The organism is Pseudomonas azerbaijanorientalis (assembly GCF_019139795.1).
In the GTDB taxonomy this organism is placed as follows: Bacteria; Pseudomonadota; Gammaproteobacteria; order Pseudomonadales; family Pseudomonadaceae; genus Aquipseudomonas; species Aquipseudomonas laurylsulfatiphila.
The window spans coordinates 2,474,650-2,489,685 of the sequence record NZ_CP077078.1; the positions used below are offsets into that span (position 1 = coordinate 2,474,650).

At 62.2% G+C, this 15,036-nt stretch carries 16 protein-coding genes; 7 read left to right on the plus strand and 9 right to left on the minus strand.

What is annotated here, in order from left to right; genetic code table 11:
* Positions 1-303: 303 nt before the first annotated feature.
* From KSS91_RS10935 to KSS91_RS10945, 3 genes are read right to left on the minus strand one after another with little or no spacing between them, the layout of a single operon-like run.
* Positions 304-1,485 (minus strand): acetyl-CoA C-acetyltransferase, encoded by a 1,182-nt coding sequence (locus tag KSS91_RS10935; RefSeq protein WP_217837920.1) that lies wholly within the window; start codon positions 1,483-1,485, stop codon positions 304-306.
* Between the two features lie 11 nt (positions 1,486-1,496).
* A complete protein-coding gene (locus KSS91_RS10940) occupies positions 1,497-2,162 on the minus strand; it encodes a CoA transferase subunit B (RefSeq protein WP_007975748.1) in 666 nt (221 codons plus the stop codon).
* Positions 2,163-2,198: 36 nt separating this feature from the next.
* Positions 2,199-2,897 (minus strand): CoA transferase subunit A, encoded by a 699-nt coding sequence (locus KSS91_RS10945; RefSeq protein ID WP_015094554.1) that lies wholly within the window; start codon positions 2,895-2,897, stop codon positions 2,199-2,201.
* A 230-nt stretch (positions 2,898-3,127) separates the two neighbouring features.
* Here KSS91_RS10945 and KSS91_RS10950 point away from each other — a divergent pair, with 230 nt between their 5' ends.
* Positions 3,128-4,024, plus strand: a complete 897-nt coding sequence (locus KSS91_RS10950) for a LysR family transcriptional regulator (protein ID WP_102700493.1) — start codon at positions 3,128-3,130, stop codon at positions 4,022-4,024.
* Positions 4,025-4,143: 119 nt separating this feature from the next.
* Here KSS91_RS10950 and KSS91_RS10955 read toward each other — a convergent pair whose 3' ends face one another.
* Together KSS91_RS10955 and KSS91_RS10960 are read right to left on the minus strand one after the other, a co-directional pair.
* Positions 4,144-4,986 (minus strand): NAD-dependent protein deacetylase, encoded by an 843-nt coding sequence (locus KSS91_RS10955; protein ID WP_217837921.1) that lies wholly within the window; start codon positions 4,984-4,986, stop codon positions 4,144-4,146.
* 133 nt (positions 4,987-5,119) lie between these two features.
* On the minus strand, positions 5,120-6,166 hold the full coding sequence (locus tag KSS91_RS10960; RefSeq protein WP_217837922.1) for a class I SAM-dependent methyltransferase: 1,047 nt from the start codon (positions 6,164-6,166) through the stop codon (positions 5,120-5,122).
* A 446-nt stretch (positions 6,167-6,612) separates the two neighbouring features.
* On the opposite strand from KSS91_RS10960, the gene KSS91_RS10965 reads away from it, so the two are divergent.
* Positions 6,613-7,455, plus strand: coding sequence for an HvfB family MNIO-type RiPP peptide maturase (locus KSS91_RS10965; RefSeq protein WP_217837923.1), 843 nt, complete (start codon positions 6,613-6,615; stop codon positions 7,453-7,455).
* Positions 7,448-8,206: an HvfC family RiPP maturation protein gene (locus KSS91_RS10970; protein ID WP_217837924.1), complete on the plus strand. Its 759-nt coding sequence runs from the start codon at positions 7,448-7,450 to the stop codon at positions 8,204-8,206. The genes KSS91_RS10965 and KSS91_RS10970 overlap by 8 nt, the downstream gene beginning before the upstream one ends.
* Before the next feature lie 576 nt (positions 8,207-8,782).
* Here the strand turns inward: KSS91_RS10970 and KSS91_RS10975 are convergent.
* A complete protein-coding gene (locus tag KSS91_RS10975) occupies positions 8,783-10,093 on the minus strand; it encodes an ATP-binding protein (RefSeq protein ID WP_217837925.1) in 1,311 nt (436 codons plus the stop codon).
* Positions 10,090-10,830, minus strand: a complete 741-nt coding sequence (locus KSS91_RS10980; protein WP_015094561.1) for a response regulator — start codon at positions 10,828-10,830, stop codon at positions 10,090-10,092. Before KSS91_RS10980 ends, KSS91_RS10975 begins: the two co-directional genes overlap by 4 nt.
* A 306-nt stretch (positions 10,831-11,136) precedes the next feature.
* On the opposite strand from KSS91_RS10980, the gene KSS91_RS10985 reads away from it, so the two are divergent.
* The 3 genes from KSS91_RS10985 to KSS91_RS10995 all read left to right on the plus strand — a co-directional run bounded on the left by KSS91_RS10985 (position 11,137) and on the right by KSS91_RS10995 (position 13,029).
* Complete coding sequence (locus KSS91_RS10985) at positions 11,137-11,400, plus strand: DUF2790 domain-containing protein (RefSeq protein ID WP_217837926.1); 264 nt, start codon at positions 11,137-11,139, stop codon at positions 11,398-11,400.
* Positions 11,401-11,448: 48 nt separating this feature from the next.
* Complete coding sequence (locus tag KSS91_RS10990) at positions 11,449-11,661, plus strand: hypothetical protein (protein ID WP_217837927.1); 213 nt, start codon at positions 11,449-11,451, stop codon at positions 11,659-11,661.
* A gap of 150 nt (positions 11,662-11,811) precedes the next feature.
* Positions 11,812-13,029: a cytochrome c biogenesis protein DipZ gene (locus KSS91_RS10995; protein WP_217837928.1), complete on the plus strand. Its 1,218-nt coding sequence runs from the start codon at positions 11,812-11,814 to the stop codon at positions 13,027-13,029.
* A gap of 17 nt (positions 13,030-13,046) precedes the next feature.
* On the opposite strand, the gene KSS91_RS11000 is transcribed toward KSS91_RS10995, so the two are convergent.
* Both KSS91_RS11000 and KSS91_RS11005 read right to left on the minus strand, forming a co-directional pair.
* A complete protein-coding gene (locus tag KSS91_RS11000; protein WP_217837929.1) occupies positions 13,047-13,508 on the minus strand; it encodes a GNAT family N-acetyltransferase in 462 nt (153 codons plus the stop codon).
* Between the two features lie 75 nt (positions 13,509-13,583).
* Positions 13,584-14,561 carry an AraC family transcriptional regulator gene (locus tag KSS91_RS11005; RefSeq protein ID WP_015094566.1) on the minus strand — a complete coding sequence of 326 codons (978 nt, stop codon included), beginning with the start codon at positions 14,559-14,561 and terminating at the stop codon, positions 13,584-13,586.
* 178 nt (positions 14,562-14,739) lie between these two features.
* Between KSS91_RS11005 and KSS91_RS11010 the strand changes: the two genes are divergently transcribed.
* The gene (locus KSS91_RS11010; protein WP_015094567.1) at positions 14,740-15,009 is read left to right on the plus strand and encodes a DUF4242 domain-containing protein; all 270 of its coding nucleotides are present in this window, start codon (positions 14,740-14,742) and stop codon (positions 15,007-15,009) included.
* Positions 15,010-15,036: the final 27 nt, after the last annotated feature.

Sequence of the window (15,036 nt, forward strand, 5' to 3'; positions counted from 1 at the left end):
GGGCCCCTTCGCGAGCAAGCCCGCTCCCACATTTGACCGAGTTGTCCAGACGAGCGCGGTCCACTGTGGGAGCGGGCTTGCTCGCGAAGAACGATGACTCGGTCCACCTGAAAAAACGGGGATAAAAAAACCAGGATGTGGCGAGGGGGCTTGCCCCCGTTGGAGTGCGAAGCACTCCCAAAGTACTCGACTATTGCCGAGATTCTGGGGCTGCTGCGCAACCCAACGGGGGCAAGCCCCCTCGCCACAGTTGTCCAGACGGCGACAGATCTTCGTGGGTCCCCGCGCCGTCTGTTGAACGCTTTAAGCCCGTTCGAGCGCCAGTGCCACGCCCTGACCGCCACCGATGCACAGGGTGGCGAGGCCTTTTTTGGCGTCACGCTTGAGCATTTCATGCAGCAGGGTCACCAGCACGCGGCAACCCGAAGCACCGATCGGGTGGCCCAGGGCGATGGCGCCGCCGTTGACGTTGACCTTGTTCAAGTCCCATTCCAGGTCCTTGGCCACCGCCAAAGATTGCGCGGCGAAGGCTTCGTTGGCTTCAACCAGGTCAAGCTGGTCGATGTTCCAGCCGGCCTTGTCCAGGCAACGACGGGTGGCCGACACCGGGCCGATGCCCATGATCGCCGGGTCAACGCCTGCGTTGGCGTAGGCCGCGATTTTCGCCAGTACCGGCAGGCCCAGGGCCTTGGCCTTGTCGGCGCTCATCAGGATCACGGCGGCGGCACCGTCGTTCAGTGACGAAGCGTTGCCGGCGGTCACCGAACCGTCCTTCTTGAAGGCCGGCTTGAGCTTGCCCAGGGATTCGGCGGTGGTGCCGGCCCGTGGCTGCTCGTCGGTGGCGAAGGACAGCGGATCGCCCTTGCGCTGCGGGATCAGGATCGGGGTGATTTCATCGACGAAGCGCCCGGCTTCGATGGCGGCCACGGCTTTCTGTTGCGAGGCGGCGGCGAACGCGTCCTGCTGCTCGCGAGTCAGGCTGTACTTCTCGGCCAGGTTCTCGGCGGTGATACCCATGTGGTAGTCGTTGAACGCGTCCCACAGGCCATCGCTGATCATGGTGTCGACGATCTGCGCGTGGCCCATGCGCAGGCCGGTGCGCGCACCGGGCATGACGTAGTTGGCCAGGCTCATGTTTTCCTGGCCGCCGGCGATGATCACCTCGGCATCGCCGCAGCGAATTGCCTGGGCGCCCAGGTGCAGGGCCTTGAGGCCCGAACCGCAGACCTTGTTCAGGGTCATGGCCGGTACGGCGAAGGGCAGGCCGGCCTTGATCGCGGCCTGGCGCGCAGGGTTCTGCCCGGCGCCGGCGGTCAGCACCTGGCCCATGATCACTTCATCGACTTGCGCAGGGTCCAGGCCGGTTTGCGCCATCAACTGGCGGATCACCGCAGCGCCCAGGTCAACGGCAGAAACATTGGCCAGGGAACCCTGGAAACTGCCGATCGCGGTGCGCGTGGCGGCAACAATGACGACTTCTTGCATGGAATGATTCCTCACTGGGCAGCGAACTGCATTTCCGGAACGTGGTCCGGGACGATCAGTTTACCAGCGGTCTTGGCGACGATTTCCTCGACGCTGACGCCAGGTGCGCGTTCCTTGAGGACAAATGCGCCATTTTCGATTTCCAGGTAGGCGAGGTCGGTCAGCACGCGCTTGATGCAACCGGCGCCGGTCAGCGGCAGGCTGCATTGCGACAGGAGCTTGGACTCACCGTCCTTGGACGCGTGGGTCATGATGACGATGATGTTGTCTGCGCCGGCCACCAGGTCCATCGCGCCGCCCATGCCCTTGACCAGCTTGCCGGGGATCATCCACGAGGCGATGTTGCCTTGCACGTCCACTTCGAAGGCGCCCAGTACGGTCAGGTCGACATGACCACCGCGGATCATCGCGAAGGACTCGGCCGAGGAAAAGATCGAAGCGCCGATGCGCGCGGTCACCGTTTGTTTGCCGGCGTTGATCATGTCGGCATCGATGGTTTCTTCAGTCGGGAACGGACCCATGCCCAGCAGGCCGTTTTCCGACTGCAGCATGACTTCCATGCCTTCAGGGATGTAGTTGGCGACCAGGGTCGGAATGCCGATGCCCAGGTTCACGTAGAAGCCGTCCTGCATTTCGCGGGCGACGCGTTGAGCCATTTGTTCGCGGGAAAGTGCCATTGTCGTTATTCCTTCATTCGGTCCGGGGGCAGGGGATCACTTACGCACGGTGCGCTGTTCGATGCGCTTCTCGAACGTGCCGCAGATGATCCGGTCGACGTAGATGCCAGGGGTGTGGATCTGCGCCGGGTCCAGCTCGCCGGGTTCGACGATTTCTTCGACTTCGACCACGGTGATCTTGCCGGCGGTGGCGGCCAGCGGGTTGAAGTTCTGGGCGGTGTGGCGATAGATCACGTTACCGAAATGGTCGGCTTTCCAGCCTTTGACGATGGCGAAGTCGCCGGTGATGGACTCTTCCATCAGGTACTTGCGGCCATGGAATTCGCGCACTTCCTTGCCTTCGGCAACCGGAGTGCCGACGCCGGTGGCGGTGAAGAAGGCCGGAATGCCGGCGCCGCCCGCGCGCATTTTCTCGGCGAGGGTGCCTTGCGGGGTCAGGATGACTTCGATTTCGCCCTTGAGCAGTTGCTCTTCGAACAGCTTGTTTTCGCCGACGTAGGACGCCACCACTTTGCTGATCTGGCGGTCGGTCAGCAGTACGCCGAGGCCGAAACCGTCGACGCCGCAGTTGTTGGAGACCACGGTGAGGTCGCGAGTGCCCTTGCGCTTGATCTCGGCGATCAGGTTTTCCGGGATGCCGCACAGGCCGAAGCCGCCAGCGATCACGGTCATGCCGTCTTCAAGACCTGCCAACGCTTGCTCATAGGAACTGACGCGCTTGTCGAAACCTGCCATATGCACCTCTTTTATTCTTTGTGGGCGGCTGGCTAGCCGAATGGGATGGAGTGTCTCGCCGAAGTATTCATTTGTTAAGTTGATTTTTAAGGTCGATTAATATATAAAACTCAACAATGTGTAGGAGCTGCCGAAGGCTGCGATCTTTTGATCCTGTTTTTGGGGGGCAAGATCAAAATCAAAAGATCGCAGCCTTCGGCAGCTCCTACAAGACCCTGGAGGGACCGAGTATGACCGTCAAACAGATCCGCGCCTTTCTCGCCGTGGCCCAGAGCCTGAGCTTTGCCGTGGCCTGTGAACGCCTGCACCTGTCGCAATCGGCCCTGAGCCTGACCATCAAGGCGCTGGAGGAGGGGCTCGGCGGGCGCCTGTTCACCCGCAACACGCGCAACGTGGCGCTCACCGCCGAAGGCGAATCCCTGGTGCCGCTGGCGCGCCGGTTGATCGCCGACTGGGACAATGTCGAGGACGAGCTGCGTCAACGCTTCACCCTGCAGCGCGGTCGCGTGACCCTGGCGGCGATGCCATCGTTCGCTGGCAACCTGCTGCCGCCGATTCTCAAGACCTTCCGCGCCCGCTACCCGAACGTCAACGTGACGGTCAATGACGTGATCAACGAGCAGGTGCTGGAAATGGTCCGTGACCGCCAGGTTGAACTGGGGGTGGCCTTCGAGCCGACCCAGAGTTCGCCACTGCAATTCACCCCGTTGTACATCGATCGATTCGTGGCGGTGGTGCCCCTGGATTCAGCGCTGGCCGAACTCGATGACATCGATTGGCAGACCCTGCTCAAGGAGCCGTTCATTACCTTGCAGCGACCTTCCACCGTGCGGGTGATGCTTGAAGAGCACCTGCAGGCCCGCGGCATGAAGCTGTCGGTGGAGTTTGAAAGCCATCAACTGGCGACGGTCGGGCGCATGGTCGCCAGCGGCCTGGGCGTGAGCGCGGTGCCGGCCTTGTGTGCCGGACAGATGCGTGAGCTGGGGGCGCGCTGCATTACCTTGCGCGATCCGGTGGTGGAGCGGGCGCTTGGCGTGTTGACGTTGCCGGGGGGGGAGCTGTCGGCGGCGGCGCAGGCGTTGTTTGATGTGCTGAAAGAGGAAAAATTTGGGGAAAAGCTTCTCTGACATGAGCGCCGGCCCCTGTGGGAGCGGGCTTGCTCGCGAAGGCGGAGTGTCAGCTACATCAATGTGGTTTGACCCACCGCTTTCGCGAGCAAGCCCGCTCCCACAGTTTTCTGGGTTGATCAGGAAGACAGGCGTTGGGCCAACAAGGGCAAGAGCTGCTCGCACGACCCCTCGATCTTCATATCCAGAATGTCATCCGCCCGGGTCTTGCCCAGGTTGATCGCGATCAACGGCTTGCCCTGATCCACCACCGCCCGGCACAGGCGAAACGCCGAATAGGCCATCAACGAAGACCCGATCACCAACAACCCGGCCGCTTGTTCAATGGCCGCCATCGCCTTGGCCGCCGTGGCTTGCGCGACGTTTTCACCAAAAAACACCACATCCGGCTTCATCCGTTCCCCGGCGCAATGGGGGCAATGCGGGACCTGGAAACGGGCCTCGAAGGCCGCGTCGAGCAGGGTGTCGCCATCCGGCGCCTGTACCGCGTCGACGCCGGCCAGGTAGGGGTTGCGGGTTTCCATCAAGCGCTGGATCGAGTCGCGCTCGCAAAGCCTGCCGCAATCGAGGCACAACACCCGGTGCAAACTGCCGTGGAGTTCGATCACGTCATGGCTGCCGGCCTGGTCATGCAGGGTGTCGACGTTCTGGGTGATCAACCCGCTGATCTGTCGCGTGCCCTGCAGCCGGGCCAGGGTGTCGTGGGCCACGTTCGGCTGCGCCAGGCGCACCCGTGGCCAGCCGAGCATCGCCCGCGCCCAATAGCGTCGCCGGGACTCGGGGGCTGAGAGAAACTCCTGGTACATCATCGGCTGCCGGCCCCGTCGCACGCCCTGGTTGTCACGATAATCGGGGATGCCCGACGGCGTGCTGATGCCGGCACCCGTCAGCACTGCAAACGGCGCGTTGGCCATGCGTTGATGGAGGCGGTCGAGTTGTTCGTGGATCAGGCTGTCGAGCATTTTCAGCACTCTGGGGACGCAGATTGGCACGGCCTTTTGTAGGAGCTGCCGAAGGCTGCGATCTCTTGATCTTGTTTTTATGAAGCAAAGTCAAAAGATCGCAGCCTTCGGCAGCTCCTACAACCCTCGGGGGTTATTTACGTGCCTCCAGAATCAGGTTGAACGGCGTCTCCGTGGCCCGACGAAAACGGCTGAACCCGGCCTCGCTGAACACCTTGCGCAACCGCGCTTCACCGGCCTGGGCACCCAGCCCGAGGCCGACTTCCTGGGACAGCGAGTTCGGCGTGCAAATGAAGGTCGAGGCAGCGTAGAACAGGCGTCCGACCGGGTTGACGTTGTCGTCGAGCAAGTCATTGGCGTAGGGCTCGACCAGCAGCACCGTGCCGTCCTCCTTCAACGATTCATAGGCATGTCTGGCCGCGCCCACCGGATCGCCCATGTCGTGCAGGCAGTCGAAGTAGCAGACCAGGTCATAGTCGTTGCCGGGGTAGCTTTTTGCCGTGCCCTGGAAGAACTTGGCCCGGCCGGACACACCGCCTTCTTCGGCCCGTTGGGTGGCGACGGTAATGGAGGGCGCGTGGTAGTCGAAGCCGACGAAGCGCGAATCGGGAAATGCCTGGGCCATGATCACCGTCGAGGCGCCGTGACCACAGCCGATGTCCGCCACTTTGGCCCCGGCTTCCAGTTTGGCCACCACACCGTCGAGGGCCGGCAACCATTCGGCGATCAAATGGGCTTTGTAGCCGGGGCGGAAGAAACGCTCGGTGCCGCTGAACATGCACGGGTGATGCTCGCCCCATGGCAGGGCGCCGTTGCCGCGCATGGCGTTGACCAGCTTGTCCTTGTCGTGGAAAAACGACGCGACCACGCCTATGCCTCCGGCGATATAGACCGGTGAGTCTTCGATGGCCAGGGCCAGGGCTTGCTCCTCCGGAAGGCGGAACTGGCCGTCCTGGTGTTCCATGTAGCCGGAGGCAGCGTGGGCGCTGAGCCATTCGCGCAGCAGGCGGGTGTTGCAGCCGGTTCTCTCGGCGAGGGTTTCGGGGGTGATGGGCTGGCTGTCGGCCATCGCCCGGTACAGGCCGAGCTCTTCGCCGAGGATGACGTTGGCGAGCATCGCCGCGCCGCCCATGTCATTCACCAGTTTGCCCATGAAATCGTTGAGTCTGGCCTCGTCCATCACGTGTGCTCCTTTGGCAGGATCACGGTCCAGAGGCATCGTTTGGCGAGGCATGCGCCGCTGGGCGGTGGTCGTGGGGATGTGCAGGGCACCAAGCGGGTCCTGTGTGCGTTAAGTCTAGTCCGGGGCGTGTGTACTGCTGTCTGGAGCGACGAAAGTCCTCATGATTGACACTAAACCCCTGTGGGAGCGGGCTTGCTCGCGAAAGCGGTGGCTCGGCCAACATCGCTTCTGAATGTGCCGGCCTCTTCGCGGGCAAGCCCGCTCCCACAGGATCAGCGGAGCCTGCAAGGATCGTGTGTATCCCACTGTATCCAGACCCCTTCTTGACACAATGACCTCTTATTCCAGCCCCAGCCAAACACAGTCCCGATACACCCCTTCGATTAACTGTGTCTCAAGGCGGGCACCGGTCCGCGCCATTGGACACATGCGAGATCGATACCATGCAGACATCCATTCCCCCTGTAGCCAAAGCCAGCGCCGGGCTTGGCCTGCGCCGCGGTTTACTCAAAGACCTGCAAGCGGCCCCGGCCGGTCATTTCGATTTTCTGGAGGTCGCGCCGGAAAACTGGATCGGCATTGGCGGCGCCCATGGTGCGGCGCTGCGGGCACTGGCCGAGCGTTATCCGTTGTCCTGTCACGGACTGTCCCTGTCCCTGGGCGGGCCGTCGCCGCTGGACGTCGATTTTCTGCAGGAAGTCCGGGGTTTTCTCGATCACTACCACGTGCCGCTGTACAGCGAGCACCTGAGTTACTGCAGCGATGACGGTCACCTGTACGACCTGTTGCCGCTGCCGTTTACCGAAGAAGCGGTGCACCACGTCGCCGCGCGCATCCGCCAGGCCCAGGACATCCTCGGTCGGCGCCTGGCAGTGGAAAACGTTTCTTACTACGCCGCGCCCCAACAGGACATGGACGAGGTGACGTTCACCAATGCGGTGTTGCGCGAGGCCGATTGCGACCTGTTGCTGGACGTCAACAACGTCTACGTCAACTCGATCAACCACGGTTTCGATCCCCAGGCGTTTCTCGCCGGTATCGATGCGGGACGGGTGGTGGCCATGCATATCGCCGGGCATTTCGATGAGTCCGATACCTTGAAAATCGATACCCATGGCGCTTCGGTGAAACCGGCGGTGTGGTCGTTGCTGGCCCGGGCCTACGCCCGGTTCGGTGCGCAGCCGACCTTGCTGGAGCGCGATTTCAATTTTCCGGCATTCGCCGAACTGGTGGCGGAACTGCAGACCATTCGCCGCCTGCAGCAGGAGGGGATGAACCGTGGATAAGTCGAGCCTTGTGCAGCAACAAACCACCATGGGCCTGTATCTGCGCGACCCTGAGCACAACGCACCACCCACCGAAATGGACCCGGCGCGGGCACAGGTTTATCGCGATCTGGTGTTCGCCAATCTGTCTTCATTGCTCAGCGGAACCTTTCCGGTCCTGGTGAAGATTCTGGGCGATGAACACTGGCGTTCGCTGGTGCGGATTTTTCTGCGGGACTACCGCGCCCGCACGCCGAAATTCGGTGAGATCGCCCAGGAGTTTGTCGAGTTTCTTGCCAGTGAACCTCTGGCGTTGGTCGATGGGCCGTGGCCGCCGTTCATGGTGGAGCTGGCGCATTACGAGTGGGTGGAAATGGCGCTGCAACAGTCCGACGCCGAGCCTTTGGCTGCGGGTGACGCGGCGTTGTTGCTGGATCGACCGTTGCAGGTGTCGCCGCTGGCCTGGCCGTTGGCGTATGCCTGGCCGGTGCAACGGGTGGGGCCGGATTATCAGCCGGACGTTTTGCCGGCTCAGCCGACGTTGTTGCTGGTGCGTCGCGCCGAGGACTGGGGTGTGAAGTTTTCCGAGTTGAGTCCGTTGGCGTGGCGGTTGTTGCTGCTTGTTGGCGAGTTTCCCGAGTTGACCGGGCGTGAGCTGTTGCAGGGGTTGGCGGTGGAGGCTGGGGCGGTGGGGTCTTCGGAGTTTCTCGAGGGTGGGTTGGTGTTGTTGCGGCAGATGCATGGGGAGGGGGTTTTGGGGGTTGTTGATTGAGTACATATCCGTTTCTTCGGTAACGGCGGCTGGCGGTTTCGCCCTTACGGCGAGTCACTTTTAACAAGCGCCTTAAAAGTAACCAAAAGCGCTCGCCCCTTACGTACGGCCCCTCGCTGAGGCTCGGGGTTCCTTCGCTGCGGCATTCATCCGGGGGCATTGCCCTCCGGTCGGCTTCGCTTCGACCTGCATGCAATGAGTTCGACTGCGTCGAACGGCGCTGCGCGCCCATCCCCGGATGAACACCTGCGCTCAGCCTGCCGAGGGGGCGGGTAGATCAAGAGCTGCAGGCGAGCTAACGCTCGGCCTGTTGAGTGGTGAAAAGCGTTTGTGTACGCCGACCCACTGTAGGAGCTGCCGAAGGCTGCGATCTTTTGATCTTGATCTTCCGTCCTTTCGACATTGTCAAAAATCAAAGGTAGGAGCTGGCTTGCCAGCGATGGCGGCCTGCCAATCGACCAATCTCTCTCAGACATACGCCGAACCACTGTGGGAGCGGGCTTGCCCGCGAAGGCGGCCTTGCAGCCGAACATTTTCTACAGCTGGCCCAACATCCTCACCCCCAAGCCAATCCCTCTACCCCGGCAATCTCAGCTCCGCACACAACCCCCCACCTTCCCGATTGCTCAAGGTCAACGCCCCTCCAATCGCTATCGCCAGTTGCTGGGCAATCGCCAACCCCAACCCGGTGCCGCCGGTGCTGCGGTTGCGGGAGTTTTCCACGCGGTAGAAGGGTTCCATCACGTGCTTGAGTTCTTCTTCGGCAATTCCCGGGCCGCGGTCGAGGATTTTGATCGACAGTTTGCCGTCGGCCTGTTTTTCCACGCGCAACTCGGCAGCGCCGGCAAATTTCAAGGCGTTGTCCGTCAGGTTGACCAGTACCCGGCGCAGGGCGTGGGGGCGGGTGTCGATGACGGTGGAGCTCTTGCCTGTGAGTTGAACGTCCTTGCCCATGTCCTGGTAGTCGAACACCAGGCTGTCGAGGAACGAGTCGAGGTCGGTGCGGCGGCTTTCTTCGGTGGCGCCGTGGATGCTGCGGGCGTAGGCGACGCCTTCGCGCACCAGGTGTTCCATCTCGCCCAGGTCGTTCCACAGTTTGTCTTTTTCGCTGGAGTCGTCCATGAACTCGGCGCGCAGTTTCATGCGGGTGATCGGGGTTTGCAGGTCGTGGGAGATCGCTGCGAGCAATTGCATGCGTTCCTTCAGGTACGCCGCGATGCGTGCCTGCATCGCGTTGAAGGCCTTGGCGGCGTGGGCGACTTCGGTCGGGCCTTTTTCGTCCAGGAGTACGGGGTGGGCGTTGGGGTCCAGAGTTTCGACGGCCTCGGCGAGGCGGGTGAGGGGGCGGATGGCAATTCTGACCGCCAGCCAGGAACAGGCGAGCATCAGTGCCAGTTGCCCGAGCAACACGAAGGGCAGCCAGGGCGACAGCGGCACCATTGCCGGGCGGAGGTCGATGGTCAGCGGGCTGCCATCCGCCAGGTTCAGGTGCACCTGGAAGTGTTTTTTCGGCCCGGGAATCTCAGTAAAGGTCATCGGGTAATCGTGGCCGATGGCGTCCTTGATCGAGGCGATGGCAATGGGCGCATCGGGCATGTCGGTGCGGATGGGCGTGCCCGGCGAACCCTCGTTGAGCAGGTAACTGTAGTTGCGCCGCTCCAGTTGTTTGAGCCAGGCGGCTCGTTCATCGGCGGGCAAGCGGTCGAGGATGGCAACGGAGGTGGAAACATCGGTTTCCAGGTTGCCGAGCATGGTGTTTTTCGAGGATTCGTAGCGTTCGTAGTACTGCGCTCCGAAGGACAATGCCTGAGCGAGGATCAGGCCGATCAGGAAAATCAGCGACAGCCGCGAAGCCAGGGTCCGCGGCCAATGCAGCGCCTGCGTCATGATGGGTCGCCCAGGATTTCCACCGGCAGGGAAAACACATAGCCTTCGCTGCGCACGGTCTTGATGTAGGCCGGTTCGCGGGCGTCGTCGAGCAGGCGCTGGCGCAGGCGACTGACCAACAGATCGATGGAACGGTCGAACAGGTCGGCGTCGCGGCCCTGGGTCAGGTTGAGCAATTGATCGCGGTTGAGCACCCGTTGCGGATGGTCGAGAAACACCCGCAGCAATCGATATTCGGCGCCGCTCAGGGCGACCATGGTGCCGTCTTCATCGAGCAGGTGGCGGGCCGAGGTGTCCAGGCGCCAACGGCCGAAGGCCAGCAGGCGGCTGGCTTCGGTGACCACCAGGTTCGGCGGCAGCATGCGAGTGCGTCGCAGCACCGCGTTGATCCGCGCCAGCAGTTCACGGGCAGCGAAGGGTTTGACCAGGTAGTCGTCGGCGCCCATTTCCAGGCCGAGGATACGGTCGGTTTCATCGTTGCGCGCGGTGAGCATCAGGACCGGCGTGGTCTTGTGTTTGCCGGCGCGCAATTCGCGGCAGAGCAGCAGGCCATCGTCCCCCGGCATCATGATGTCCAGCACGATCAGGTCCACCGGGGTGGTTTCCAGAAACGCGCGCATCTGCCGCCCATCCGCCACGACGGTGGTGCGCAGGCCGTTCTTCTTCAGGTAGTTGCCTACCAGCTCGCGGATTTCGCGGTCATCGTCAACGATGAGGATGTGATCAACGTGATCCATTGGGCCAGACCTCTGGTAAATGGGGAATGCCACACAGTCTATCGAGCCTGGGCGGGGTCGCCTGTGGCCCTTTGTATTGCAGTGTATCCGGCCTGCCTGCGGATACACACGAAGGCAAAAAAGCCGATTTCCGGGGCTTTTGTATTGCTCTGTATCTGCAAGCGGTTCTGATACGTACCGATTGATTCACGCCGATTCCCGACACAGACGAGATACCTCGCAGGCTTTTAATAGGTTCCATCGAGGCAAACCAGACCGCCTCGGCCCAATGATCCAACGACCTGTTGAAACCTTGAGGAACTCGCCATGAACACCAAAGCCATCTATGCCGCTTGCCTGTTTGCCGCCCTGAACATCTGCACCCTGTCGGCCCGCGCCGAAGCCGATGTTGCGCCAAAAACCTACACCTACGGCAGCCATCTTGACATCAGGAAAGTGGTTTCGCTGACCGAGGACGCTACGCCTTCCTGCGGTGTGGTCAATGCACGGCTGACGTACCTCGACTCCCAGTCGAAAACCCAGGTGCTGGATTACAGCAAGTTCGCCGACAACTGCAACTCGGAAAACTGAGTGCTGCGATCAACGACCGCTTAATCCCATTGAATCAGGAAGGAAATCATGAAAAACGTTTCCCGCTTTCTCACCGCCATCGCCTTTTCCGTCGCCGGTGCTGCGGCTCATGCCAACGCCGCTGTCGAGCAGAGCGCCTGCGCCAGCAACACCTGCTTCCAGCTGACGCCAGTGGCAGAGCAGGGCACCCAGGGCTTGCTGGCACAAGACGGTGCCAGCCGCACGCCTCAGGGACAGTTGCTGGATGAACAGACAGCTTGAAGCCAAACATCACCGTTCAAATGTGGGAGCGGGCTTGCTCGCGAAGGCGGCGTGTCAGCCGCATCATCGCTGGCTGAATGTACGCTTTCGCGAGCAAGCCCGCTCCCACAATGATCGTGTGTCGCCCTCTGAATTGTATTAGGTGATCCCATGTTACTCATCGCTTTCCTGGGCGGCATATTGACCGTCCTCAGCCCGTGCATCCTGCCGGTCGTGCCATTTTTGTTCGCCGGGGCCGACCGCACACGCGCCTCGATCCTGCTGACCCTCGGCGGCATGGTCCTGACCTTCGCCATGGTCTCCAGCCTGGCGGTGGTCAGCAGTGAGTGGGTGATACAGGCCAGCAACACCGGCCGCCACGTCGCCCTGTTCGTCATGGTGCTGTTCGCCCTGTCGCTGATTTCCGCCCGGGTCGGTGACTGGCTGGCGCGCCCCTTCGTGTTGCTGGGCAATCGCATCGACCCGAATTCGCGCAAGATGTCCGGGCCGCTGGCGTCGATCATGATCGGTGTCGCCACCGGGCTGCTCTGGGCACCCTGCGCCGGGCCGATCCTCGGGGTGATTCTCACCAGCGCCATGCTGCAGGGCGCGAACGCCGGTACCAGTCTGTTGTTGGTGGCCTATGGCGCGGGCAGTGCGTTGTCCCTGGGCGTCTTGATCTTTGCCGGGCGTGGCCTGGTCAATCGCTTGAAACCGTCGATTCCGGTCACTGGCTGGCTGCGCCGGGGCGCGGGGGTTGCGGTGCTGGCCGGTACGGCGGTGATCGCAACGGGGGCCAACGACCTGTTGCTGGCCAACACTTCATCGGAAGGTGTCAGCCGTGTCGAGAAAAACGTGCTGGAGACCGTGCCGAAAGTCGTCGATTACCTGGTCAGCAAGGTCAAGGCCGACAGCACCATGGGCAACGCCCAGGGCGCAATGCCGTCGTTGTCCGGCGCGGTGGACTGGATCAACTCACCGGCACTGACCAACGAAGCCCTTAAAGGCAAGGTGGTGCTGGTGGACTTCTGGACCTTCGACTGCATCAACTGCAAGCGCACCCTGCCGTACGTGAAGGACTGGGCGAAGAAATATGAAAAGGACGGACTGCTGGTGATCGGCGTGCACACGCCTGAATACGGCTTTGAACGCATCATCGACAACGTCAGGGACAAGGTGAAGGAATACGGCATCACCTACCCGGTGGCGATCGACAATAACTACGAGATCTGGCGCAACTTCGACAACCAGTACTGGCCGGCGCACTACATCATCGATGCCAAGGGGCAGGTGCGTTACACCCACTTCGGTGAAGGCAGCTACGACACGCAGGAGAAAGTGATCCAGCAGTTGCTGGAGGAGGCCAAGGCCAGCGCGCCAGCGGCTTGAACCGTTTGATCAATGGCTCACAGGTCCCGCGCCATGAGCCATTGATCTTTTTCCCACGCCTGAAAACGCTCCAGCACCACCCAGCCGCGCCTGGCGTAATAAGCGCTCTGGTCCTGGGTGTGCAGGTAGATCCTCTTCTCGCCGTTGGCTTTGGCTTGCGCGCAAATCCCTTCGATCAAACGCTCCGCCAAGCCCTTGCCGCGTGCCTCGGGAGTGATGAACACGCAAGCGAGCCAAGGCCCCAGATCCGGGCGATGGGCCAGGTCGGCCCTGGCCAGCGCTGCACCGCCCAACAGTTCGTTGTGGTCGAGGGCGATCAGGCACTTCCAGTCGCCGTTGTCTTGGCCTTCGGCGAACTCCCGTTGCCAGTCGGGCAGGGGCTGTCCGGCGTATTCGTAGTGGAACTGCCGGTGGATCCACGAAGCGAATGTGTTGCTGTGCTGCCTATGTCGAGCAAGCCAGTCCAGGCGGGGTGCCATGTGATGAGTCCTTTCAAGTTCAGTCGCAGGGTAGCGAGAGTAGCGGGCTCGGACAGGACTGTCGCCCCCATTGGTTTAGTGACCGCTCAATTGGCTCGAGGCCGCCTGACCACGTCGCCACGCCGCCGGCGGTGCACCGAACTCGCGACGAAAGGCGCGGCTGAAGGCGGTATCGGTCTGGTAGCCGACTTCCTCGGCGATGCGCGTCAATGAGTTGTTGCTGCTGCGCAACAGGTTGGCGGCGAGCAACATCCGCCATTGCGTCAGGTACTGCATCGGCGACACCCCCACCAGTTGCTGGAAGCGCTCGGCCAACACCGATCTTGAAGTACTGGCGGTGCGCGCCAGTTCGTCCAGCGTCCAGGCGTGGCAGGGTTTTTTGTGCAAGGCGTTGAGGGCGGCGCCGACGATGCGGTCGCGTACACCGGCCAGCCAGCCGGTGCGACCTTCGCCCTGTTCGTTCATGTACAGGCGCAGCACTTCGATGAACAGCACTTCGGCGAGTTTGGCCAGGACCCCTTCGCCGCCGGGGCGGGGCGAGCGGGCTTCGGCGAGGGCGTAGCGCACGGAGGATTCCAGCCAGATACCGGCACTCGAACCGCGCACGTTGACCCGCACCACGGGTGGCAAGCCCTTGAGCAACATGCCCGCCAGGCGCGTGTCGCACGCCAGGTAGCCGCACACCAGGCGGGTGACCGCGCCACCGCCGCCATAGCTCAGTTGGCGTGGCCGGCGTGCCAGCACCGCATCCAGTCGCGCACCCGTGGCCGGGGGCAATCCGGGTCGGGAGCACATGCGATGGGCGTCGCCCTGAGGGAAGATCACCACGTCGCCGGCGCTCAGCAGCAGCGGCGGGTCATCGCCCAGCTCGACGTAGCACTCGCCATCGGTGATCAGGTGAAAGATCACCACTCGTTCCGCATCGGGCTCCAGGAACGGCGCGGCCGTGTCGGCGCTGGGCGACTGGTAGCACCAGGGCGCGGTGAACCGGGCGTTGATGAAGATCGCGCCGACCAGGTGCACCACCCGCAGGGTCTGTGACAGAGCGTCCATAGGGATTTCCCCGTGACAGGATTCCTGATTGTGAACGCGTCGGCGCGCCGTGTGGAATCTCCGGACGATCGGGCAGGCTTGGGCGACGATCGGGCAGGACGCCAGCGCCCGTCAGGACGATAGTTTGATCACAGGGTGAGAGCCGCCCTGTCATCCAGAACAACAAAGAGAGGTTGCCATGCCTAAGTTCGTCATTGAACGTGAGATCCAGGGCGCCGGAGCTCTGTCGGAAAGGGATTTGAAAGCCGCTTCGCAAAAGTCCTGCCGGGCGTTGCGTGAGTTGCCAGAGGTGCAGTGGCTGCAGAGCTATGTCACCGGTGACAAGCTCTACTGCGTGTACATCTCGCCGAACGAGGCGCAGATCCAGGAGCATGCCAGGATCAGTGGTTTTCCCGCCAACCGCATTTCCCAGGTCATGAACATCATCGACCCGACGACTGCGGAGTAACCGCGATCAGGCCCGATTCGTGTTTCA